We start from the raw sequence: 23,613 nt of genomic DNA, 5'->3' as shown, positions 1-23,613 counted from the left end.
AAAGACTTTTACATCGCCTGATTTCTGATCTAATTGTGAAATAACCCAATGTTTAAAAAGGGTTTTAGGTGTACTATCCTGAGGTTATTTTATGTTCAGGGAGGTATTATGCCACAACTGCTTCGCATCATTCTTATACACACTCACCTGCCTGGTGTTGTTGAAATTCAACTGGAGCAGCATACCAATATTTGTGGAACTAATGCTTCCGGGAAAACAACTCTGCAACGCCTTGTCCCGGTTTTCTATGGTGAACAGCCCAATAAAGTGGTGCCGAGAACGCGGAAGAAGTTCGACGAGTTTTATCTCCCTTTCAGCAATAGCTATATTATTTATGAATACCAGCGAGAAACGGGTGAAAATTGCCTGGTTGTTCTTACGGGTAAAGGTGAGGGGGGCGTGGAATATCGTTTTGTTAGCGCACCTTATCATCCAGACTTTTTCCTTCGTTATACCGAAGATGGCGCGAAAGGGATGAGTTATAACGAATGGTCTGCCCAGATGCGCTGCCGGGATGACGTCTCAGTTTCAGCTAAAATAGGTTCAACGACGGAGTACCGTAGTATCATTCAGAATGATGTCGCCTCATTACGCGGTAATTCGACGGAGGCAATGAGACTACGCCGCCTGGCTGTATCGTTTAGTCTGGTGAGCGGTAGCCACAAGCTCAGGCATATTGAGAAATTAGTAAGCGCGGTTCATGCCGGTGAAGGCAAGATGGAAACGCTCAAAACCATGCTGGCGGCGATTTTTGCCGATGATGGCGTGACGCTCCCGCAAACAAAAGTAAAAAGCGGCTTTGCGCGGGAATGGATCCAAAAAATGCGCCAGTCGCTGCGCTACGATAAATTACAACAGGAGTTTGAGTTCATACAGCGCCTGGGACTCAAGCTGGATGATACAGAGGCACAGCTAGCCGCGCTCCACCCCTTGTTAAGAAACGATGAACAAATTCAGAAGCAGAAACGCGCGGATGCAGAGCAGTTGCTTCACCAGCGTCGTGGGGAGCTCGTTCAATTAGAGGATAGCTTTAATCAACAGCGTAATGCACTGAATGATAGGTTAAGCGAAACGCAAAGCGACCTGAAAACGATTCAGGCATGGCTGGATCATATCCAGAATCAATACGACTGTTATGAACGCAAAGAGATACGCCTGTTACAGACGCACATGGAAGAGTTACCTCAATGGCGCGAGGCGCTTTCAGTGCAAAGCGAACAATTCCGGCTTATGCAGGAGCAGGTTGGTGAACTTTCCCGAGAATTTGAACAGCACAAAGCAAAACTAAAAGACAGTGTTTACCGCCAGGAACGTCTGACCCAACAAAAAATTCAGGACTGCCAGCGGGAAAAAGAGGCGGTCAGGAATAAATCTGACAGCCAGAAAGAGATACTTTGGCAGCGCTTCGAAGAGCGAAAACAACAGCAGGAAAATCACTACGGTGAACAACTGAAGAATATTTCAGGCGATCGAATGGCTGTTAGCATTGAGCTTAAACATTCCCAGTTAACAGCTCAAGAGCATGAAGAGCGCCAGTTTGCTGAGCTACGCATTGAGCAAGCTCAGGAGCGATTATTGCAACTGGCTGAGCAGCGACAAAATGCACTGACAACGCTGTCTGAGGCCCGTATAAAGCAAGATAGTGTAGAGCAACAGCTTCACAACGCCCGTGCTAACTTACATCAGACTGAAGAACGACTGCAGCGGCTGCATCGTCAGTTGGATCCTGAACAGGGTACTTTACGTCACTTTCTGCGTTTACATTATGAGGGCTGGGAACAGAATCTGGGTAAGGTTCTGAATGAAAATCTGCTGGAACGCAAAGATTTGCTACCAGAAACAGGCGAGCTGTCGGAATCACTGTACGGCCTGCAACTGGATTTAAGCGTGTTGGATATGCAGGATTTTGCGCAAGATGAGGCTTCAATTCGACACAGCCTTGATAAGGCGGAGCAAACCAGATCCCGTGCTGAAGAAGTGAAGAACATGTCCGAAGCCATTTTTCAGGAGCATCATCAGAACGTTAACTGTTTGAAATCACAAGTGGAAGAGTATGAAAGGCAACATCAGCGTCAAAGCCAGGAAGTTGGCTATGCTCGCGATGCCCGATCGCGTTTAATCGCAAAGCATGATGCGCTGGAGCAACAACGTCGGCAGGAAAAACGCGTCCGTTTAAGGGCTTTAGACAAAGCACATTCCGAATTAACGCAGCAGAAAGAACAAGATATTGGTGCGTTGACGGAAGAATATAATACGCAAACCTTGCAATTAAATATTGACCTGCAAAGTGAGCAGCAGCTTATTGACGAGAAGATTGAGGAACTGTCTAGCCAGATAAATAAAAAATACGCCGATATGGAGGAGCAGATTAAGATCTTCCAGCAGGCGATGGACGATAATTTAGCGAAGAAGGGAATCGATCCCCGCGAAGTCAATGTACTACGGCAGCGTATTGAAACGCTTAAAAAAGATATTCAGGAAGTTGAGTCTCGTCGTGATGAGTTAACCGAATGGCTGCGTTTTATCAAAGTTGACTACGGGACGTTGCGCCAGGAACAACAGAATAAAGAAAGTGCACTCTCTCAACTAAATCGTGAACTGTTGCAGAAAAAACAGCAATTACAGGCAGATTATCAGAATAAAAAAGACAGGCTTAATAATGAGAAAAAAGAGTATGAGATGCAGATACGACAGGCCAGTGAGTTTGTCGGTCAGTTAAAAATATTACTGGAACGATTATCACCTTTGCCTTTGGCCGAAATGATTCCGACTCATATTGACGCAGCTGCTGATATTAATGAACGGATGTCGCGTACCAGCGATATGTTGGAGCAACACGCCAGTTTGACCTGTACTCTGGAGAGCAAACTGAATGAGTTTAAGTCGCGCTTTAATCAGGACGCTGACCCCACTTTCTTTGAATTGTTGGATTCTGAGATAGATAAATTACCCGATCCTTCAAGGACCCGGCAGCAATTGCCAATACTTGAGAAACTACTACAGCTTCTTAAAGATAAACAGCAGCAATTGCTGGAAATGGGGGAGAATATCGGTGGCGATCTGAAAAAATTCTTTGATGTTTTCAGTGATATCAATCGCCGGATCTCGCACCAAAGTCGGCGTTTGAGCGATGCAGTTACCGACGATTTGCAACTGGAGGGTATCAATAAATCAGAAGTTCGTATTTTATCGACCATCGACCAGTTACGCTTCTGGAAACCATTAAAGCGCTTTGCTAAAAACTATAGTGACTGGCGCTCGTCTGGTCAGCAACTACCTCCCGAAAGCTATTTGAATGCCCTTATGGATGTAGTTGAACTGCTGCATGCCGATGAGCGTTTTACAATGGAATCGTTATTAAATCTCGAACTTCACCTGAATGAAGGTGGGGAAGATATTGTTATCAAAAACGATCGCCAGCTACTGGAAGCATCAAGCCACGGTATGGCCTATCTGATCTTGTGCAAATATCTTTTGGCGTTCACGCGTTTGTTAAGAGGCAAATCAGACGCCGTTATTCACTGGCCTATTGATGAAATCGGGACGCTGGCTTACCACAATGTGGAGAAATTATTTATTGCCTGTAGCCATAATAATATTGTGATTGTAGGCGCTTTTCCGAATGCGGAGTCTGATGTGTTAATGCTGTTTAAGCATCGTTATTTGCTCGATGTCGACCAGCTTGAGCCGACTCAGCGCAGGCTGAAAAGGATCCAGCCGAAAGTGAGCCGCCTTTCTGTCCGACTGGCGCAGATGGAACAGGAGGCAATGTAATGCTGGAACATGGACTTTTAATCAAAAGGCTACTGACAGGGGAATTTATTTGCCGTATCAACGACCCGGATTCTTATCGTCACTTACAGGATGAGATTACCCGGCAAGCGATGGATAGCTATTTGCGCCCTCTAAACTACAGAATTGTCAGTAATGAAACTAAAACTGTCTATTATGCGGGCTTTTGTGAGATGAATCGCGATACCCGCAGCCAACTGATGAATCAGTTTAAGGACATCATCTCTTCTCTGCTGCCTCTGCTTGAATGGTTACAGCTCATACAGGAGACGCAAGGGCGGGAGAGTACACTGACCGCTGGTGACTATATCAGGTTGTCGGAAATCATGACGCGTGTAGAGGATAATCAGAGCCTGCAACAGCGTCTGAATCAGCTTTCCAGCGATCGTTTTTTCAATTGTAAGAGTGATTCCATTGATCTTCAGCTCAAACAAATTTTCCGGCGTTTGAAAGAGCATGGCTATGTCAGACAACCCAACGCCGAGCAGCAGATATTTATTGCTACGGGAAAAATTGATTATTTGATTGACGTGATCCGCTTTATCCGTGATGAAGAGCATTTACCAGTTGAAGACAAACCGCCTGTTCAGCAGGAGCTTTTATAATGGCGCAGGAAATTTCTCCGCTATCCGGCCTGTTTAAAAACGGTGCTGAACGGCTGGCGTTGTTGGGAAAACACCATCACGCTTTGATGAAGGGTTATGTCGATGGGTTTATTGATGAAACGGCTTTTAGCGACCAGACATTAAAAAAGCTGATTGCAGCGCGTATTGTATATCGCCCTGATGAACAACAGCCGCTGAGGCTACGCCCGCTGGTAAGCGATCTCATCGCCAGCATGGTTGCTGATGAGAGCCGACGGCAAATTAATGCGGATGTGGCAGAAAAACTGGAGCAGATCCGCAATAAGGTGCAGGCTTGGCGCGATGCTTATTATAAAGGCGATTACAGTATTGCTGAACGACAAATGCAGAGACTGACTGAGCTCATTCACGATCTTAGCGGGCAATTTGAAGAGGCTATTGATAGCCTCTGGCATCGTCTGAATAACGATTTCGGTTTCGTCAGCACGTTGAATGAAAAAATTAATGAGAATGCGCGGGCGCAAAATCAGGTTCGCCGGCTGCTTGATGGACTGGCTTTAATCGCTTTCCCTGAATTGATCGAGTTTGCTGAAAATAATAGTTCACTTCGTAAATTATTAGTGAGCCAGTTACAATTGCGCGTCAGTCTTCACCATAGTTCACTACTGGCCGTTCAGCAGCGTCTGGTGGATCTGATGGCTAAATTTCGCCAACAGCAGTCACGTACACTGTTAGTGACGAATATGGCTGCTTTTTTGCGTCAGCATCCTCAATATCAACCGGCTAGCTATCCTGAACGCCGGGAAGTGCCGAATATATTCAACATTGCGACATCACTTTCACTGCAAGCTTCCATTTCGCTCGACAGGCCTGTGGATCGACAAGCTATGGCGGAGATATTGCTCGCTCTGCCTCGTGCATCGGTTATGCCCCCACCCGTACCAAAAAGTGCGGGTTCAGTAATGCCTCCCGTTGATGAGGAGGTCGCTGCTCGTCAGGTTGCGCTTAAAATGGACGTTGAGGATTTTTATGTTTTTGCTGCCGGACAATCTGGGCCAGTTAGCGCACTGCATTATCTGGCGGAAAATCATCTAAGCTGGGACAGCGAAATATGGCTTTATCAGGTCATTACGGAATATCATTCATTGCCGCTAGCGGATAAACCGCGTTTCTGGCAGCGTTGTGATGAGCGCCAGGCCAGCCCGGTAAATGATCTGCGTATTATATCGGATGTAAGTATTGGCGTGAGGGGAAAATGACCGAAGCTGAATCGTTGTCGTATAACGCACTCGTCTGGCTTAAAAAACTTGATCATCGCCTGAAAGCGAAATATAGCGAGAAGAAAAATACTAGCGGTAAAATCGTGACTCAGGTTTTGCGTTGGTGTACTGAGCTGGATTTGATCCCAGCAAACAGTTTGTTACTGCCTGAGTTCCTTTTTACAGTGGCATTGCTGAATAAGATTTCAGATACCCAGCAACGTCTTAAACAGGCGAACTTTCGTGACGATCTTAGTTTAAAGAGCCGCATTGAGAGCGCACAGTTAAGTGATCAGGAGATTAAAACGGCGGGAGTTCGCCCACAGCAGCATCGTGTGCTGCTCCGTCTTAATCAGCCCTTGGTCAATGAGTTGGGGATGACTATTGAGGCTGTCGATATGGATTGGCGTAAGATTACGCTGATGCAGTTTGATGTTCTTATCGTGGTTGAGAATCAGGATTGTTTCTACCAACTGGCGCTTTTTGATTATTCCCAATGCGATTTTCTTTCTCCTCTGATTATTTACCGTGGCGATAGGGCATATAGTAAGGGGGCTGTTGCGTTGAAGCATTGCTGGTTGAAAACAGGGAAAGCTGCGATCTATTTTGGCGATTTTGACCCGAAGGGAGTCAGCATTGCAATGAATGAAGGTTATCATTTTATGTTATTACCTTCGCCAGATACGGTAATAAAAAAATCCTCTCCAGTGATGTTTCCTGATGAGCAGTTAAAATTCTTACCTGAATTATTAAGAGGTAAGATACATTGTCATTTTCGTGACTATTTGTTGGTTTTGGAAAAACATCAAGCACTTAGGCAGCAGAAAATGCAAGGAGAAATCTTGAAAATGGTTATGTTGAAAACTTCAGGTTAGAATATTTTGTTGTTGGCCATGTATTGTTTCGGTCGCTTGCCAGCCAGTCAAGATAGGCACCACGGCAACGAGGGGAGAGTGTAGCAAAGCTGGGCCAGTATCCCAGCAATTCATCATAATAATGTCGTGAAATAGGTTCTATGGGGAAAGGCTCATTAACCAGCAAGGCGTCGGAGCCATCGTTATAAAAATAGCCATATTCACCTGATGAATTTGTTTTTAACTACCCGCCGAAATATAAATTACCGTGATTAATAACGACGTTTTGAACGGTGACGATTTCTCCCGGTTTGACCCATCGCGCTGGCTTAGGATTTTTTCGGGCTACGCTTTCTCTTAATGGCTTATGGCTGGTGCTGTAGTCAACCGTCAACCCATTAACGAAGCTGAAAGTTGCTAGTTCGTCATCATCCTCGACCTGAGAATGCATATTTATCACGCTGCTGTCTGGCTTATTGAGAGATTCCAGTTTGAATTCTCCCTCAGGCTGATTCAGTCAATGTAACCGACTATCTGCTTTACATTGGATCCGTATTGGCTCATTGCCTGTTTGGCTTTCAAGCTAATAAAAACAGCTGATGTAAAAAAGGGGGGGCATGCATCCAGCGATAAACCTGTTGGCACTTGAAGCAGATAGAGTCAACACTGATTTGCTGTATAAACGGGCAGGATATTACACCGACACCCTCAAGGTACCTTGTGAGCTAAGGACGGAAACAGGGGCGTATCAAGTTGCTGAATTAGCCAAAAAGCAAAAACCCGCCTTTTGGGCGGGTTCTTTTAATAAGTGGTGCCCGGACTCGGAATCGAACCAAGGACACGGGGATTTTCAATCCCCTGCTCTACCGACTGAGCTATCCGGGCAACGGGGCGCATTAAACCCGATCTGCCCGTTGCCGTCAACGAAAAATGTTGTTTTCGTTACAGACTGCGCAATCTCTCGCCATTTCGCCGTACTCTCAAGCGAAAAAGTGCGTCCAAAGCGCGGAAAGCGGCATGGCGAGCAGCAGGGCGGGCAGCATATTCACCACCGCAAACATCTTGATCCCGCAGATGCGCAGCCCGGTTGCCAGCAGCAGCAGACCGCCGACGGCGGTAAAGTCCGCCATCATCGCTGGCGTGGTCAGCGGGAGAATCAAGGTGGCGCAGGTGGCAAGCGCCAGCTGGATCAGCAGCATAGGAACGCAAATCGCCGCCACGGCAATGCCGAGCGTGGTGGCAAAAATAGTGGCGGTGAAGAAATCGAGAAACGCCTTCGCAATCAATATGCTTGGGTCGCCCGTCATCCCTTCCTGCATCGAACCGAAAATCCCGGTGCCGCTGGCACAAAACAGAATGATGATGGCGACGTAGTTCTGAATAAACGACTCGTGCGTGCCGTGCTTCGCCTTGCCCGGTCGGGCTATCAGGTTTTTGGCTTTGCCTACCGCATTATTGATGCCTTTTTCCAGATAGCAAAACTCGCCAATCAGCGCGCCGAGCAGGGTGGCCAGCACCATGACGGGCAGGTTGGCACATTTGATCACTAAAAGGATGCCGATGCCTAAGGACGCCAGGCCGAATATCGAGGGCATGGATGAGCGGATACGCTCCGGCAGCCGCTGACTCAACACTGCGCCCAATACGCCGCCCAGCAATACGGCTCCGGCGTTAATAAATGGCCCGATAACCACGGTTAACTCCTGTTATTTACTCATTGATATTGCATTATTATGACACGTCAGGGCTGCGCGGGCCTTAGCTTTGGGTGGTTTCGTGCATACTGATTCCTTCTTGCACCTCAAAATAAAAGGTGACATTATTGCGCGAATTTTCTCCTCCCTGTCTCACCGCCCGGTGAGGGTAACTGCGCCTATGAAAACCATGAAAATTGCCGTCAGCCGCGAGCTGGTCTCCGCCGTCTCTACGCACCGTGAAAAGGTGACGCTGGACAGCACCGATTTTACCGATGTGGCGGCCGTCGTCATTACTTCAGCTGAGAGTCGCAGCGGCATTCTTGCACTGCTGAAACGCACGGGCTTTCATTTACCGGTGTTTATTTTTTCGCAGGAGCCAACGGACGTACCTGACGGCGCCACCGCGATCATCTCGGGTAAAGCTCAGGAGTTCCTGGAACTGGAGAGTGCTGCCTGCCGTTACGAAGAGGATCTGCTGCCGCCCTTTTTTGACACCCTGAGCCAGTATGTTGAGATGGGCAACAGCACCTTCGCCTGTCCGGGCCACCAGCACGGGGCATTTTTCAAAAAACACCCGGCAGGGCGACAGTTCTATGATTTCTTCGGTGAGAACGTGTTTCGTGCCGACATGTGCAACGCCGATGTGAAGCTGGGCGATCTGCTGATCCACGAAGGCTCCGCCAAGCACGCGCAAAAGTTCGCGGCGAAAGTGTTCAACGCGGACAAAACCTACTTTGTGCTAAACGGCACGTCGGCGGCCAACAAGGTGGTGACCAACGCACTGCTGACCCGCGGCGACCTGGTGCTGTTCGACCGCAATAACCATAAGTCTAACCACCACGGCGCGCTGATTCAGGCGGGCGCGACGCCGGTTTATCTGGAAGCGGCACGCAATCCGTTTGGCTTTATCGGCGGGATTGACGAGCACTGCTTTGATGACGCGTATCTTCGGGACCTGATCCGCGAGGCTGCGCCGGAGAAGGCCGACGAGGCGCGTCCATTCCGCCTGGCGATCATTCAGCTTGGCACCTACGATGGGACGATCTACAACGCTCGTCAGGTGATCGACAAGATCGGCCATCTGTGTGACTACATTCTCTTTGATTCCGCCTGGGTGGGTTACGAGCAGTTTATTCCGATGATGGCGGAAACGTCCCCGCTCTTGCTGGAGCTGAACGAGAACGATCCGGGCATTTTCGTGACCCAGTCGGTGCACAAACAGCAGGCCGGGTTCTCGCAAACGTCACAGATCCATAAAAAGGATAACCACATTCGCGGCCAGGCGCGCTTCTGCCCGCACAAGCGGCTGAACAATGCCTTTATGCTGCATGCCTCCACCAGCCCGTTTTATCCGCTGTTCGCTGCGCTCGACGTGAACGCCAAAATCCACGAAGGGGAGAGTGGACGCAGGCTGTGGGCGGAGTGCGTCGAGCTGGGCATTGAGGCGCGCAAGGCGATCATTGCCAACTGTCATATGATCAAACCGTTTATCCCGCCGGTGGTGGCGGGGCGGCCGTGGCAGGATCATCCGACTCACGCTATCGCCAGCGAGCTTCGCTTCTTCAGCTTCGAGCCGGGGGCCAAATGGCACGGGTTTGAGGGCTATGCCCGCGAGCAGTACTTTGTCGACCCTTGCAAACTGCTGCTGACCACGCCGGGCATTGATGCTGAAACCGGGGAGTACACTGATTTCGGGATCCCGGCGACGATTCTGGCGCACTACCTGCGCGAAAACGGCATCGTGCCGGAGAAGTGCGACCTCAACTCGATCCTGTTCCTGCTGACGCCTGCCGAAAGCAGCGAGAAGCTGGCGCAGCTGGTGGCGATGCTGGGCCAGTTTGAACAGCATATTGAAGACGACACGCCGCTGGCGGACGTGCTGCCGACGATCTTCCAGAAATACCCGGTTCGCTACCGGGATTACACCCTTCGCCAGCTGTGCCAGGAGATGCACGATCTCTACGTCAGCTTTGACGTGAAAGATCTGCAGAAGGCGATGTTCCGCAAGGAGAGCCTGCCTGAGGTGGTAATGAACCCGCAGGATGCAAACCGGGCCTATATTCGCGGCGAGGTGGAGCTGGTTCGCATTCGGGATGCCGCAGGGCGCATTGCTGCTGAAGGGGCGCTGCCCTATCCGCCAGGCGTACTGTGCGTGGTGCCGGGTGAGGTCTGGGGCGGAGCGGTACAGCGTTACTTCCTGGCGCTGGAGGAGGGCATCAACCTGCTGCCGGGCTTCTCGCCGGAATTGCAGGGCGTGTACAGCGAGAAGGATGCCGACGGGATCAAGCGGCTGTATGGGTATGTATTGAAGTAGGCTCCCTCACCCTAACCCTCTCCCCAAAGGGGAGAGGGGATGGCACGGAGCCGTCTTTTCACCCTCTCCCCTCTGGGGAGAGGGTCGGGTTGAGGGGTTGGGTTTCATCAAACCGCACTACGCTTGTACATCCTCCTCGGGTGCCCAATCTTGCCGTACAGCATCTCCACCGTCAGAAAACCCGCCTCCACGCAGTGTTCCAGATAGCGTCGGGTCGTGGTTTTACTTAACCCCGTTTCGCTCACCACTTCATCTACCGAAAAGCAGTGGGTAGCCTTGTCGTTAAACAGCGCCTGCACCCGCGCCAGCGTATTTTCCTCAATGCCTTTGCTGCCGTTGTCCAGACGGTAGTTTTTCGCCTGTAGCTGATAGAGCGAATCCACGTTTTGCTGGTCGACAATCTTCCAGACCCGCTGCTGTTCGGCAAACTGCACAAACCGCTCCAGCGACTGGCTGAGCCGCTTCCAGGAGACCGGCTTGAGGATATAGTCGAACGCGCCGTTGCGAATCGCCTGGCTGCAGGTGTCCATATCGCTGGCGGCGGTGATGAAAATCACCGAGCAGTTGGCGCGGGCCAGCATCGGGTTGCTGATAAGGGTGATGCCTTTGCCGTCCGGCAGATAGTTATCAAGCAGCATCAACTGCGGCTGTTTACTCTCAAGCTGAACCTGCGCATCGGCCAGCGACGAGGCAATCCCGACCAGCCTCAGGCGCGGATGTTTGCTTATCAGCTCCGCGTGCAGCTGTGCCAGTTCGTTCTCGTCTTCAACAATCAGTACGTCGATAAGTTCATGTTGCATAGTCGGTATCTTCCAGTTGCCGGGCGGTTCCCATGGCCGGGATAAACAGTGAGAAAATGGCACCGTGCGGCGTGTTATCGGCAACTTCTATTGTGCCGCCAGCCTGCGTCACGTAGCTTTCGATCAGATACAGGCCAATCCCGTGATCGCCGCGCGTTTTGGTGGTGATGCCGCGTTCAAAGATTCGGTCACGGATCGCCGGTGTAATGCCAACGCCCTGGTCGGCGACTTCAATAATCAGCTCTTGTTCGCTGAGTTTTATCAGTACCTCCACCGGTGCATGGGGAAGCGGCGACCGCTGCGTCGCTTCGATGGCGTTATCCAGCAGGTTGCCAATAATCGAAATCAGCTCTTGTTCCCCCAGCGGCAGGAACGGTTTGTCCAGCCGACAGGCCGGGTCGAAACTCAGCTCGACGCCTTTCTCCCGCGCGCGGGCGGCTTTGCCCAGCAGCAGGCCGCACAGGGTGGGGGAGCTGAAGCGCGAAGAGATAAAGTCCAGCAGCTCCTGAGCATGCTCCGACTGCGCCTGAATGTAGCCAATCGCCTCTTCATAGCGGCCCATATGCAGCAGGCCGGACAGGGTGGTCATCCGGTTTAACTGCTCATGACGCATGATGCGCAGGTTATCGACGTAGCGTTTCACCTGGCTGAGCTGGGCGCTTAGCGAGTCGATCTCGTTGCGATCGCGGAAGGTGATCACCCAGCCCTGCAGCGATCCCTCAAGCATGATGTGTACCCGGCTGGCAATGACCGTGAGATCGTTAAAGCGGCAAATCTCGTCATGGGTATCTTTCGCCAGCATCGTCTGCGTGTCGAAGAACGGGACCGGATCGATCACCTGGCTTATCAGCTGCCCGCGCAGCTCGCGCGCCGGCTGGCTCAGGCCCAGCAGCTTGCGCGCCGCCTGGTTGATCACCTCTATCCGCCGTTCGTTATCAATAGCGATCACGCCTTCGTAGATGGATTCCATCAGCGCCTTCTGCTGGCGCACCAGCAGACCGATCTCGCGCGGCTCCAGGGAGAAGATCTGCTTCTTAATGCTGCGGGTAAAGAACCAGGAGAAGATAAAGAGAGCGATCAGCAGCAGCACGGCAGCAATGAGGATATTGACCACTTTACTGACGGTAATGGTATCCAGGTAGCTGGTGAGATAGCCTACCGAGACAATGCCAACCACCTGCCCGGCGTCGTTGAAGATGGGGGCTTTACTGCGCAACGAAATGCCCAGCCCGCCTTTACGAATGGTTGTCGTGCTCTTCCCCTGCAGCACGGCTTCATTGTCGCCGCCAACCAGCGTCGTGCCCACCCTGTCGGCAAAAACGGAATGAAAAAGATGCCGTCCCGTATTATCGCCAATGACAATAAAGCTGGCGTCGCTGTGGGCAGCAATTTTCTGCATAAAATCATGGATAGCGTTGATATCTTTTTGTTCAACTTCATTGCGCAATGACGGAATAAGTGCAATCTCTTCTGCCTGTATTTTAGCGCGCGCACTCATTTCCTGATAAAGCTGCTTTCCTACATCGGCATAATAATATCCGCCCAGCAGCGCAAAAAGCACTGAGAAAAAGGCAACCAGCGAAATAAACAGCTTAATCTGGAAAGAGACTTTCATAACTATCACGCAAGGTGGCGGCAAAGATCGTCAATATATCATCTTTTTTCATGCGGATGCCCGCTTTACGGGAAACTTGTGATCCCTTGCACAGCAGGGGCTGTAAATGATTTATCCTGAAGGCTTATGTACTTCATGCCGCTAAGTTAAATGTTATTTGCTTGTTCAATTCAGAAAAGAAACCATAAAAACCACGCTAATAAATAAGGCATAAATCACATTAAATAAAAGAAACCATTAAAACCATAGCTGCCATTAAAACTTCGCTTTTAATATGCCATCCCTCACATAAAGTAAGCCTTTGTGACTCTAAGCTGAACGGACAAAATAACTAAGGGGCTTATTATGAGCACAACTGACGATTCCTTCTCTGTTACCCACGACCCGATTGAAATTCAGCGGCCTTCGCTCAAGGAGCGCTGGTGGCATATTATGGATACCTGGAAAATTGGGATTATTCCTCTGCCACTGTTCGTTCTGGCGGGCGCGCTGATTGCGATCGACTGCCTGGGCGGAAAACTGCCGAGCGATATCGTGGTGATGGTGGCAACGCTGGCCTTCTTCGGCTTCGCCTGCGGCGAGTTTGGCAAACGCCTGCCGATTGTCGGCAAGCTCGGCGCGGCGGCGATTTGCGCGACCTTTATCCCTTCCGCGCTGGTCTATTACGGCCTGCTGCCGGACGTGGTGGTCGAGTCCACCACCAAGTTCTACAAATCCACCAACATTCTCTATCTGTACATTTGCTGCATTATCGTTGGCAGCATCATGAGCATGAACCGCACGGTGCTGATTCAGGGCTTCCTGCGCATCTTCTTCCCGATGCTGTGTGGCGAGATCGTCGGCATGCTGGTGGGGATGGGCGTGGGTCTGGCGCTGGGCCTTGAGCCGTTCCAGATTTTCTTCTTTATCATTCTGCCGATCATGGCGGGCGGCGTCGGGGAAGGGGCAATTCCGCTCTCCATCGGCTACGCCACCCTGCTGCACATGGACCAGGGCGTGGCGCTCGGCCGCGTGCTGCCGATGGTCATGCTCGGCGGTCTGACGGCAATCATTATCTCCGGCTGCCTGAACCAGCTCGGTAAGCGCTACCCGCACCTGACCGGCGAAGGCCAGCTGATGCCTAACCGCGCGAATGCCGATGCCACCGTCTCTCAGCCTGCGTTTTCCGGCAAAGCGGACGTCACCACCATCGCCTCCGGCGCGCTGCTGGCGGTGCTGCTGTACATGCTGGGCATGCTCGGCCACAAGCTGATTGGCCTGCCAGCCCCGGTCGGCATGCTGTTTATGGCGGTACTGGTGAAGCTCTGCAACGGCGCCTCTCCGCGCCTGCTGGAAGGCTCTCAGGTGGTGTACAAATTCTTCCAGACCTCGGTGACCTACCCAATCCTCTTCGCCGTCGGCGTGGCCATCACCCCGTGGCATGAGCTGGTGGCGGCGTTCACCGTCAGCAACCTGCTGGTGATCGTCAGCACCGTCTCCGCGCTGGTGGCGACCGGCTTCTTCGTCGGCAAAAAGATTGGTATGCACCCGATTGATGTCGCCATCGTCTCCTGCTGCCAGAGCGGCCAGGGCGGTACCGGCGACGTGGCGATCCTGACCGCAGGCAACCGCATGAGCCTGATGCCCTTCGCCCAGATTGCTACCCGTATCGGCGGGGCGATTAACGTCTCTATCTCACTGCTGATTCTGGGCAACTTCCTCGTTTAAGTTTTCAGGAAAGAACAATGAAACTCGCAAGCTTTTTATACCAGGGAAAACGCAGCTACGGCATCGTCCAGGCCGACGGCGTGATTGATTTGGGCCGCCGTCTGGGCGACCGCTACAGCGACCTCAAGGCGCTGCTGCAGGGCAACGGGCTGGCGCAGGCCACCCGTTACCTGAACGATGTGGTGGACGTGCCGCTGAGCGCCATCACCTTCTTACCGGTGATTGTGCAGCCGGAAAAGATCCTCTGCGTGGGCATGAACTACGCCGACAAGCGCAAGGAGTTTGACCAGCATAACCCGGCCCCGACGCTGTTTGTCCGCTTCCCGGATTCACAGACCGGCCACAACGAGCCGGTGCTGAAGCCGCGCCATTCCAGCGAATTCGACTACGAAGGCGAGCTGGCGGTGATCATCGGCAAAGGCGGGGAGAACATCAGCCGCGACGACGCCCTGCGCCACGTGGCGGGCTACAGCTGTTACATGGACGGCTCCGCCCGCGACTGGCAGCACACCTGGTTTACCGCCGGTAAAAACTGGCGTCAGACCGGCGCGTTTGGCCCGTGGATGGCGACGGCGGACGAGATCCCGGATCCGCACAGTCTTGCAATTCGCACCTGGCTGAACGGCCGCATGGTGCAGGAGGACAACACCAGCAGCATGATCCACAAGGTGGCAGAGCTGATCGAGTACATCAGCACCTTTACCCGCTTAAGCCCGGGCGATGTGATCATCACCGGCTCCCCTGGCGGCGTGGGTAAAAAGCGTAACCCGCCGCTGTTTATGAAAGAGGGCGATCGCATTGAGGTGGAGATCGAGCATATCGGTCATCTGAGCAACGTGATTGTGGAAGCGCCAGCCGTCGGGCTTGCGGCAGCACATTAATTAAGGCGGCAGCATGCACTCGCGACCCATCGATTTTCGCCACACCGTTGTGGCGAAACACCCGGAACGCTTAAGCCAGATCCGCTACCTGCTGGCAGACAGCGGCCTTGGCCTGGACAACGACATCACGCTGTTCGTCGAAGCCTGGTCCGGCGCGCAGCTGGTGGGTTGCGCAGGGCTTGCCGCCAACGTCATCAAATGCGTGGCGGTCAACGAGCAGCTTCGCGGCGAGAACCTCAGCGCGCGGCTGCTGGCAGAGGTGGAAAATGCGGCGCTGGAGCGCGGCCATTTCCACCTCTTCCTCTGCACCCGTCCGTGCAACCGGGAGCGCTTTGCCCGCAGCGGCTTCTGGCCGATTGCCCAAAGCGGGAACAACGCGGTGCTGATGGAGAACACCCCGCAGGGGATCGAACGCTACTGCCGTTCCCTGCGTGCGAAGCGCAGGTGCGGGGAGAACATTGGCGCGATAGTAATGAACGCCAATCCGTTCACCCTCGGCCACCGCCATCTGGTGGAGCAGGCGGCGGGGCAGTGCGATGCCCTGCATCTGTTCGTGGTGCGTGAAGACGCCTCGTTCTTTCCGTTTAGCGCCCGTCTTGAGATGGTGCGGGAGGGCGTGGCGCATCTGCCGAACGTGGTGGTCCATGAAGGCTCGCAGTACATCATCTCCCGAGCCACCTTCCCGGCCTACTTCCTGAAGGAGACCGGCAAAGTGCAGCAGGCGTGGAGCGAGATCGACGTGCTGATCTTCCGGGACTTCATCGCCCCGGCGCTCGGCATCACGCACCGCTTCATCGGCTCGGAGCCGTTCTGCGATATCACCCGCCAGTACAACCAGACGCTGCACGACCTGCTGGCCTCGCATATCGACGTGGTGGAAATGCCGCGCATCAAGGCCACCGGCAACGCCATATCAGCGTCTGAAGTGCGCCGCTTACTGAAGACACAGCAGTTTTCCCGGATCCGGGAGATTGTCCCGGACTCCACCTTCGCGCATCTCGAAACGCATTACCGTGCGAGTGCGGAAGTCGCTTAACTACCAGGAATTTATCATGAAAATTGTAAGGGAGGCGCTGGCCGGAACGCAGGAGTCCAGCGACCTGATGGTGAAAATCGCTCCCGCTCACGGCGAGCTGGAGATAGTCATCCACAGTGAAGTGATTAAGCAGTTTGGCGAGCAGATTCGCCAGGTGGTCAACGACACGTTGCGCGCCATGAACGTGCGCCAGGGACTCATCATTATTGAAGACAAAGGGGCGCTGGACTGTGTGATCCGCGCCCGCCTGCAAAGCGCGCTGATGCGTGCCGCCGATGAACAGGGCATCAACTGGGGGGCGCTGAAATGAGCAAACTCCGCCGCAGCATGCTGTTCCTGCCGGGCGCCAACGCCGCCATGCTCTCCACCGCCTTTATCTACCGCCCCGACTCCATCATGTTTGACCTTGAGGACGCCGTGGCCCTGCGCGAGAAGGACACCGCGCGCATGCTGGTGTTCCACGCCCTGCAGCACCCGATGTATCAGGATATCGAAACCGTGGTGCGCATTAACCCGCTCAGCACGCCGTTTGGCCTGCTGGATCTGGAGGCCGCCGTGCGCGCGGGCGTGGACGTGATCCGCCTGCCGAAAACCGACACGCCGGACGATATCTACGAGCTGGAAGGCCATCTTGAGTGCATTGAGCGGGATTGCGGCCGCGAGGTCGGCTCCACCCGCGTGATGGCGGCGATTGAATCGGCCGTTGGCGTCATCAACGCCGTGGCGATTGCTCGTAGCTCTCCGCGCTTAATCGGCATCGCGCTGGCCGCCTTTGACTACGTGATGGACATGCAGACCGAGCGAGGCGACGGCACCGAGCTGTTCTACGCCCGCTGCGCCGTGCTGCACGCCGCCCGCGCCGCGGGCATCGACGCCTTCGACGTGGTGTGGTCAGACGTTAACGACGAGGCCGGGTTCCTGCGCGAGGTCGATCTGATCCGCAAGATGGGCTTTAACGGCAAATCGCTGATTAATCCGCGCCAGATTGATCTGCTGCACAACGCCTATGCCCCGACTCAGGAAGAGGTGGATCACGCCAGAAGGGTGATTGAGGCGGCAGAAGAGGGCGAGCGTAACGGTCTGGGCGTGGTGTCGCTCAACGGCAAAATGGTGGATGCACCAATTATTAACCACGCGCAGGTGGTGCTGGAGCGCGCGGCGGCCTCCGGCGTGCGTCGGTAAGGATGAGAAAATGAATCAGACAGAACTTCTCCACGTGAATTTCCCCCATTTGCGGGACTTAAAACCCTTTGATACCGCCCACAGCGCTACTCCCTGGCTGGCGGACAGCGACGCGAAACACAGCCGCAAGCTCTGCGCCTCTGTTGAAGAGGCCGTTAAGCGCTGCGGCCTGCAGGACGGGATGACCATCTCCTTCCATCACGCGTTTCGCGAAGGCGACCGGGTGATCAACACCGTCGTGGCGCTGCTGGCGCGAATGGGCTTTAAAAACCTGACGCTGGCCTCCAGCTCCCTGATGACCTGCAACGACGCGCTGATCGAACATATCGAAAGCGGCGTCATCACCCGAATTTACACCTCAGGCATGCGCGGCAGGCTGGCGGACGCCATCTCCCACGGGCTGATGGACGAGCCGGTGCAGATTCACTCCCACGGCGGGCGCGTGAAGCTGCTCCAGGACGGCGAACTGAATATCGACGTGGCATTTCTCGGCGTCCCGTGCAGCGATGAGTTTGGCAACGCCAACGGCACGCACGGTAAATCATGCTGCGGGTCCCTGGGCTACGCGATGGTGGACGCGCACTTTGCCCGCAGGGTGGTACTGCTCACCGAAGAACTGGTGCCGTTCCCGAATATGCCTGCCAGCCTGGTGCAGGACCAGGTGGACTACATCGTGCAGGTTGAAAGCGTGGGCGACCCGGCGAAAATCAGCGTCGGCGCGGCGCGCGTCACCAGCAACCCGCGCGAGCTGATGATCGCCCGCTATGCGGCGGACGTGATTGAACACTCCGGCTACTTCAAACCGGGCTTCTCGATGCAGACCGGCTCCGGCGCGGCGGCGACCGCCTGCACGCGCTTTATGGAAGAGAAGATGGAGCGCAGCGGCGTGAAGGCGCGCTTTGCACTCGGCGGCATCACCGGCAGCCTGGTGGATCTGCACGAGAAGGGGCTCATTGAAAAGCTGCTCGACACACAGTGCTTTGACGGCCAGGCGGCGGTCTCGCTGGCGCGTAACCCGAACCACGTGGAGATCTCCACCAACGTCTACGCCAACCCCGGCAGCAAGGCGGCAAGCTGCGACCAGCTCGACGTAGTGATCCTCAGCGCCCTCGAAATTGACGTCGATTTCAACGTTAACGTCATCACCGGCTCCGACGGCGTGATGCGCGGCGCGTCCGGCGGGCACTGCGACGTGGCCGCCGCGGCGAACCTGACCATCGTCGTCGCGCCGCTGCTGCGCAGCCGCATTCCGACGGTCGTGAAGCGGGTCACCACGCGCCTCACGCCGGGTGAGAGCATCGACGTGCTGGTCACCGATCACGGTATTGCGGTCAACCCGGCGCGCCCGGAGATCCGCGAGCGGCTGCTGGACGCCGGGCTGAAGGTTGTGGACATCAGCGCGCTCTACGAGCGGGCGATTTCCCTGACCGGCGTACCGAAACCGATTGAGTTTACCGACAAAATCGTCGGGGTGATCCGCTACCGCGACGGCAGCGTGATCGACACTGTTCGACAGGTAAAGGAGTGAATATGACCATTGCGACACCCGTGCGGACGGGTGTCAGCCTGGAGGAACTGCTGGCGGCGAAAGAGCGCCGCGCAGCCCGTCAGGCTGACTGGCTCACGCACTATCAACAGCCGGTGATTTCCCTCACGCTGGTCACGCCGGGGGAAATCAAAGACAGCCTGCGCTATCGCAATACCATGGGCGTGGCGCTGCAGATGTGCGACCAGCTGCTGTGGGAAAACCGCTGGCAGGTGCTGGACCGCCAGGTACTGTGGCTCCCGACCGGGCCTGAGGCCATCTGGTGCGTGGCCCATCCGGCGACGGAAATCAAAGCGCACTGTGCGGAGCTGGAGCAGATGCACCCGCTCGGCAGGCTGTGGGATCTGGACGTAATCTGTCCTCAGCACGGCCACGTCGGGCGTCAGTCGCTGGGGGCAAATCTCAGGCGCTGCCTCATCTGCGACGAGCCCGCCCACGCCTGCTCTCGTTCGCGCAATCACCCCGTTGAGCAGGTGGTTTCCCGCGTGGAGAAGATGATAGATGACTGGTTTGCTCGCGACTAAACCGCGCCCGGCTGACGTGCCCGCGCTTGCCGAAGCGGCGCTGTGGCAGGAGCTGGAGCTAACGCCCAAGCCGGGGCTGGTGGACAAGCTCAATAACGGCTCCCATCGCGATATGGACCACGCGCTGTTCGTCCGCAGCATTGCGGCGATTGCGCCGTGGTTTTCGCGCTTTGCCGAGCTGGGCAACTCGCATGCGGATAAATCTGCTGGCGAGCAGCTACGGATCCTCCGCCCGATGGGGATGGCCTGCGAGCAGGCGATGTATGCTGCGACGAACGGAGTGAACACCCACAAGGGCGGGATTTTTGCCCTGGGTTTAGTATGCTTCGCCGCCGGACGTGTGAAAAATATCTCGGCAAACAGCCTCTGCTGTGAGGTAAGTAACATCTGCCGTGGGCTGGTGTCGCGGGAGCTGGCCGCGCGCAGCGGACGGGCGACGGCGGGCGAGCGGCAGTTTCAGCAGTACGGCTTAACCGGCGCGCGCGGTGAGGCCGAAAGCGGCTTTGCAACGGCGCGTAGGGCGCTGGCGCAGTGGAACGGACAGTCGCTTCACGCCCTGCTGTTACGCCTGATGGCGATAAATCAGGACAGCAACCTCGTTTCGCGCGGCGGCATTGAGGGGCTGCGCTACGTTCAGGGCTATGCGCGGGAACTGCTGGCAAACGGCTGGGATCGCGAGGCGTTGCTTAAGATGGATAAGGCATTGATTGAACGCAATCTGAGCCCGGGCGGCAGCGCGGATTTGCTGTCGGTGGGGTGGGTGTTGTCTGCAATAAAATAGCCGGGTGGCGCTAATGCTCACCCGGCCTACTCTCCGTGCTTTTGTAGGCCCGGTAAGGCGAAGCCGCCACCGGGCAAAAGACATCAAGGATCAATGCGCAATAGGCTGCGCACCGTGCGGTTCACGTACGTGCTTGTACTTGAACAGCGCGATGAACGCGAAGAACAGTACCAGCGAGTACGCGGCGAAGATCAGCCACACAGGCTGCCAGTCGGTGATGCCGTTGGTGGTGTACATCTCCACCACTTTACCGCTCACTACGCCGCCCAGAATACAGCCGAAGCCGTTGGTCATCATCAGGAACATGCCCTGCGCGCTGGCGCGGATTTCAGGCTTCACCTCTTTTTCCACAAACACCGAACCGGAGATGTTGAAGAAGTCGAAGGCGCATCCGTAAACAATCATCGACAGCACCAGCAGCATGGTACCGAACGCGCTCGGGTCGCCGTAGGCGAACAGGCCGAAGCGCAGCATCCACGCAGCGATACTGATCAGCATGACGTTTTTGATGCCGTAGCGGCTCAGGAAGAACGGGATGGTCAGAATAAACAGCGTCTCGGAGATCTGCGAGATGGACATCATTACCGACGCGTGCTCGACGATAAAGCTCCCGGCAAACAGAGGATCGTTATCGAAGCTGTGCAGGAAGGTGTTGCCGAACATGTTGGTGATTTGCAGCTCTGCACCCAGCAGCATGGAGAAGATAAAGAAGATCGCCATGCGTTTGTTTTTGAACAGCGCGAACGCGTCCAGGCCAAGCATGGTGCTCCAGCTCTGGTTTTTTTGCTGGTTAGAAACCGGAATGGTTGGCAGCGTCAGGGTGAAGATCGCCAGCAGCACGGAGAGCGCTGCACCGATGTAGAGCTGCATATGGCTCAGTTCAAAGCCCGCGAAGCTCACGCCCCACATCGCCATGATAAAGCCGATGGTGCCCCAGATGCGGATAGGCGGGAAATCGGTGACGATATCCAGGCCGGCAGATTTCAGGCGGTAGTAGGAGATGGTGTTGATCAACCCAAGCGTTGGCATATAGGCCAGCGAGTTAAGCAGGATCACCATAAACATCGCCCCCGGCGTGGTCACTTCGGCCGCCATAAACAGCGTCCCCGCACCCACCAGATGGCAAAGCATGTACAGCCACTTCGCGCTTAACCATTTATCCGCCACGATACCGAGCAGCGTTGGCATAAAGACAGCCGCAATACCCAGCGAGCTGTATACGGCACCGATTGACGCACCGTCGAACTTGAGCGTCACAAACATATAGGAGCCGAGTGTAGTCAGCCAGCTACCCCACAGGCAGAACTGCAGAAACGACAATATTTTAAGCTGCAGCTTAAGGTTCATGTTACTTTCCTCACAAGTGAGCGGGAGATATGTTGTTTTTGGAACATTCAGGGTTGTTATTTGATGCAATTCTATCAGTTGGCAACGATATGTTTTGTTATCTCCCGCAAAAAAATGCAATCCACATTAATTTGCAGTTTGGATTGTGATGCAAATAACGTTTTCGTATGGGTGGGGGATGGGTGCGGCCTGATGCCCTCACCCTGACCCTCTCCCACAGGGAGAGGGGAAACAGAACACCTTCTCCCTGTGGGAGAAGGTGTGCCGATCAGCGGCGACGATAGTTCTTCTGCGCCGTATTCACCTTATACAGATAGCGGCGGGATTCCGCAGACGGGTGGCGAGTGGTGAGGGTTGAGTAGACATCCCCCGGTGCCATGCTGTTAATGATGTTTGCGGCCTGCACTTTGTCGTTCGAGAAGACGCGCAGCACGCTGCCCGCGCCGCCGTTGTAGGCTGTAATCACCGCGTAGCGACGCGACGTCGGGTTATCGATGCCGCCCAGGTAAACGTTGTTCAGCATCGCCAGGTAGGCGGTCCCGGTATCAATGTTGCTCTGCGGGTCGAACAGGTAGCTGCGGCTCGGCGTGCCGGATTTCCCCTGCGAGCGGAAGACGTCTTTACCGGCGCTGTGCTGCACAACCTGCATCAGCCCCAGCGCGTCCGAACGGCTCACCGCGTACGGGTTAAACGAGGATTCGGTCTGCATAATCGCCAGGATCAGCGACTCATCCACGCCGTACTTACGCGATGCCTGACGCACCATGCCAAGGTACTTGTGCGCACGCTTGTCGAGGTGGTTCGGGACAAGGTTGATGGTGACGCTGTAGATGATCTTCAGGCCGTTAGAGCGGCTCTTCAGGCGCGTCTGCAGCAGGTAGTCGGCAAATTTCGTGGCGCGGCCTTCCCAGCGGATCGGCTGTCCGGTCTGGTCAACTACCTGACCGTACAGGAACGGCTCTTTTGAGATGGTGATGTCGTCGGCATCGGAGTAGAGATCGATAGATCCCGGATCGTCACCCATCAACAGGGTTTTGACGATCGCCTGACGCAGCCGTGCCGCAGGGTCAGTGCCTGCGATGGTTTCAATGGTGATCGTACCCTCATCAAAGTTGATGTGGCTACGGGTCAGATAGGCGTCGGTGTACTTAACGTAGTCCTTCGGTCCGGCAATAAGAACTTCGTTAAATCCCCATATATTCTCGATGTTGTGGGCAAACTGCCCCATCAAAATGTCAAAACCGTTGGTGTCCTTGACCCAGGCTTCGTTGTAATCATCGCCTTTTTTGGACGAACACGAGACCAGCAACGGCGCAACAAGGGCTAGCGCTAAAAGTTTTTTCATCATTCCGGGAGTGCGTGTTGTGTTTGCTTTAACGGCGGGGTTCACCCGCACGCTGTTATTTTTCCGGCGGCGTATAGCCTTCGATGTGCACGTCTTTACCTTCGAACAGGAAGCTCACCATCTCCTGCTCCAGCAGCTTGCGGTGCTCCGGGTTCATCATGCTGAGCTTTTTCTCGTTGATCAGCATGGTCTGCTTTTTCTGCCACTGTCCCCAGGCTTCTTTGGAGATCTCGTTATAGATGCGCTTGCCCAGATCCCCCGGATAAAGCTGGAAATCCTGGCCTTCAGCGTCGCGCTGCAGGAAAGTACAAAAAATCGTTCTGGCCATACTCATTCCTCTTTTTCTTGT

General features: G+C 54.5%; 19 protein-coding genes, 1 tRNA gene and 1 pseudogene. 13 read left to right on the top strand and 8 right to left on the bottom strand.

The genetic code is table 11. The features are described from left to right. The first annotated feature begins 108 nt into the window (after positions 1-108). From AB8818_RS11635 to AB8818_RS11620, 4 genes are read left to right on the top strand one after another with little or no spacing between them, the layout of a single operon-like run. The gene (locus tag AB8818_RS11635; protein WP_192982671.1) at positions 109-3,774 is read left to right on the top strand and encodes an ATP-binding protein; all 3,666 of its coding nucleotides are present in this window, start codon (positions 109-111) and stop codon (positions 3,772-3,774) included. Continuing rightward, a complete protein-coding gene (locus tag AB8818_RS11630; protein WP_192982668.1) occupies positions 3,774-4,397 on the top strand; it encodes a hypothetical protein in 624 nt (207 codons plus the stop codon). The genes AB8818_RS11635 and AB8818_RS11630 overlap by 1 nt, the downstream gene beginning before the upstream one ends. Beyond that, a complete protein-coding gene (locus AB8818_RS11625) occupies positions 4,397-5,635 on the top strand; it encodes a hypothetical protein (protein WP_192982666.1) in 1,239 nt (412 codons plus the stop codon). The genes AB8818_RS11630 and AB8818_RS11625 overlap by 1 nt, the downstream gene beginning before the upstream one ends. Then, positions 5,632-6,510 carry a Wadjet anti-phage system protein JetD domain-containing protein gene (locus AB8818_RS11620; RefSeq protein WP_192982663.1) on the top strand — a complete coding sequence of 293 codons (879 nt, stop codon included), beginning with the start codon at positions 5,632-5,634 and terminating at the stop codon, positions 6,508-6,510. Before AB8818_RS11625 ends, AB8818_RS11620 begins: the two co-directional genes overlap by 4 nt. On the opposite strand, the pseudogene AB8818_RS11615 reads toward AB8818_RS11620, so the two are convergent. The 3 genes and pseudogenes from AB8818_RS11615 to AB8818_RS11605 form a co-directional block, all read right to left on the bottom strand. Next, positions 6,488-6,688, bottom strand: a pseudogene (locus tag AB8818_RS11615) (TerB N-terminal domain-containing protein); the annotation flags it as partial. The gene AB8818_RS11620 and the pseudogene AB8818_RS11615 sit on opposite strands and share 23 nt — an antisense overlap. A gap of 610 nt (positions 6,689-7,298) precedes the next feature. Further along, positions 7,299-7,374 (bottom strand) — tRNA-Phe (locus AB8818_RS11610). 95 nt (positions 7,375-7,469) lie between these two features. Next, positions 7,470-8,183, bottom strand: coding sequence for a DUF554 domain-containing protein (locus AB8818_RS11605; protein ID WP_116341998.1), 714 nt, complete (start codon positions 8,181-8,183; stop codon positions 7,470-7,472). Positions 8,184-8,364: 181 nt separating this feature from the next. Between AB8818_RS11605 and AB8818_RS11600 the strand changes: the two genes are divergently transcribed. Next, positions 8,365-10,500 (top strand): ornithine decarboxylase, encoded by a 2,136-nt coding sequence (locus tag AB8818_RS11600; RefSeq protein ID WP_192982661.1) that lies wholly within the window; start codon positions 8,365-8,367, stop codon positions 10,498-10,500. 107 nt (positions 10,501-10,607) lie between these two features. Here AB8818_RS11600 and AB8818_RS11595 read toward each other — a convergent pair whose 3' ends face one another. Then, the gene (locus tag AB8818_RS11595; protein ID WP_163329660.1) at positions 10,608-11,300 is read right to left on the bottom strand and encodes a response regulator; all 693 of its coding nucleotides are present in this window, start codon (positions 11,298-11,300) and stop codon (positions 10,608-10,610) included. Then, complete coding sequence (locus AB8818_RS11590) at positions 11,290-12,915, bottom strand: sensor histidine kinase (protein ID WP_166712333.1); 1,626 nt, start codon at positions 12,913-12,915, stop codon at positions 11,290-11,292. Before AB8818_RS11590 ends, AB8818_RS11595 begins: the two co-directional genes overlap by 11 nt. 345 nt (positions 12,916-13,260) lie before the next feature. Here AB8818_RS11590 and AB8818_RS11585 point away from each other — a divergent pair, with 345 nt between their 5' ends. From AB8818_RS11585 to citG, 8 genes are read left to right on the top strand one after another with little or no spacing between them, the layout of a single operon-like run. Beyond that, positions 13,261-14,622: a 2-hydroxycarboxylate transporter family protein gene (locus AB8818_RS11585; protein WP_023333366.1), complete on the top strand. Its 1,362-nt coding sequence runs from the start codon at positions 13,261-13,263 to the stop codon at positions 14,620-14,622. Positions 14,623-14,639: 17 nt separating this feature from the next. Next, complete coding sequence (locus tag AB8818_RS11580; protein ID WP_163329658.1) at positions 14,640-15,503, top strand: fumarylacetoacetate hydrolase family protein; 864 nt, start codon at positions 14,640-14,642, stop codon at positions 15,501-15,503. Positions 15,504-15,516: 13 nt separating this feature from the next. Next, positions 15,517-16,539 (top strand): [citrate (pro-3S)-lyase] ligase, encoded by a 1,023-nt coding sequence (citC, locus tag AB8818_RS11575; RefSeq protein ID WP_192982658.1) that lies wholly within the window; start codon positions 15,517-15,519, stop codon positions 16,537-16,539. Between the two features lie 16 nt (positions 16,540-16,555). Continuing rightward, complete coding sequence (gene citD, locus AB8818_RS11570; protein WP_159514873.1) at positions 16,556-16,849, top strand: citrate lyase acyl carrier protein; 294 nt, start codon at positions 16,556-16,558, stop codon at positions 16,847-16,849. After that, positions 16,846-17,721 carry a citrate (pro-3S)-lyase subunit beta gene (gene citE, locus AB8818_RS11565; protein ID WP_192982656.1) on the top strand — a complete coding sequence of 292 codons (876 nt, stop codon included), beginning with the start codon at positions 16,846-16,848 and terminating at the stop codon, positions 17,719-17,721. Before citD ends, citE begins: the two co-directional genes overlap by 4 nt. 10 nt (positions 17,722-17,731) lie before the next feature. Continuing rightward, on the top strand, positions 17,732-19,249 hold the full coding sequence (gene citF, locus AB8818_RS11560; RefSeq protein WP_192982653.1) for a citrate lyase subunit alpha: 1,518 nt from the start codon (positions 17,732-17,734) through the stop codon (positions 19,247-19,249). Between the two features lie 2 nt (positions 19,250-19,251). Continuing rightward, complete coding sequence (gene citX / locus AB8818_RS11555; RefSeq protein WP_192982650.1) at positions 19,252-19,791, top strand: citrate lyase holo-[acyl-carrier protein] synthase; 540 nt, start codon at positions 19,252-19,254, stop codon at positions 19,789-19,791. Further along, positions 19,769-20,572: a triphosphoribosyl-dephospho-CoA synthase CitG gene (gene citG, locus AB8818_RS11550; protein WP_192982648.1), complete on the top strand. Its 804-nt coding sequence runs from the start codon at positions 19,769-19,771 to the stop codon at positions 20,570-20,572. The genes citX and citG overlap by 23 nt, the downstream gene beginning before the upstream one ends. 90 nt (positions 20,573-20,662) lie before the next feature. Here citG and AB8818_RS11545 read toward each other — a convergent pair whose 3' ends face one another. From AB8818_RS11545 to AB8818_RS11535, 3 genes are all read right to left on the bottom strand, one after another. Then, complete coding sequence (locus tag AB8818_RS11545) at positions 20,663-21,919, bottom strand: nucleoside permease (protein ID WP_192982645.1); 1,257 nt, start codon at positions 21,917-21,919, stop codon at positions 20,663-20,665. A gap of 268 nt (positions 21,920-22,187) precedes the next feature. Then, on the bottom strand, positions 22,188-23,264 hold the full coding sequence (gene mltC / locus AB8818_RS11540; protein ID WP_045260773.1) for a membrane-bound lytic murein transglycosylase MltC: 1,077 nt from the start codon (positions 23,262-23,264) through the stop codon (positions 22,188-22,190). A 55-nt stretch (positions 23,265-23,319) separates the two neighbouring features. Then, positions 23,320-23,592 carry an oxidative damage protection protein gene (locus tag AB8818_RS11535; RefSeq protein WP_023309138.1) on the bottom strand — a complete coding sequence of 91 codons (273 nt, stop codon included), beginning with the start codon at positions 23,590-23,592 and terminating at the stop codon, positions 23,320-23,322. Positions 23,593-23,613: the final 21 nt, after the last annotated feature.

Origin of the sequence: Enterobacter sp. KB-280D8 (genome assembly GCF_041399405.1) — a bacterium.
Taxonomy (GTDB): domain Bacteria; phylum Pseudomonadota; class Gammaproteobacteria; order Enterobacterales; family Enterobacteriaceae; genus Enterobacter; species Enterobacter cloacae_N.
Note: the sequence above shows the minus strand (reverse complement) of the source record. Positions and strands in the feature narration are given on the sequence as shown.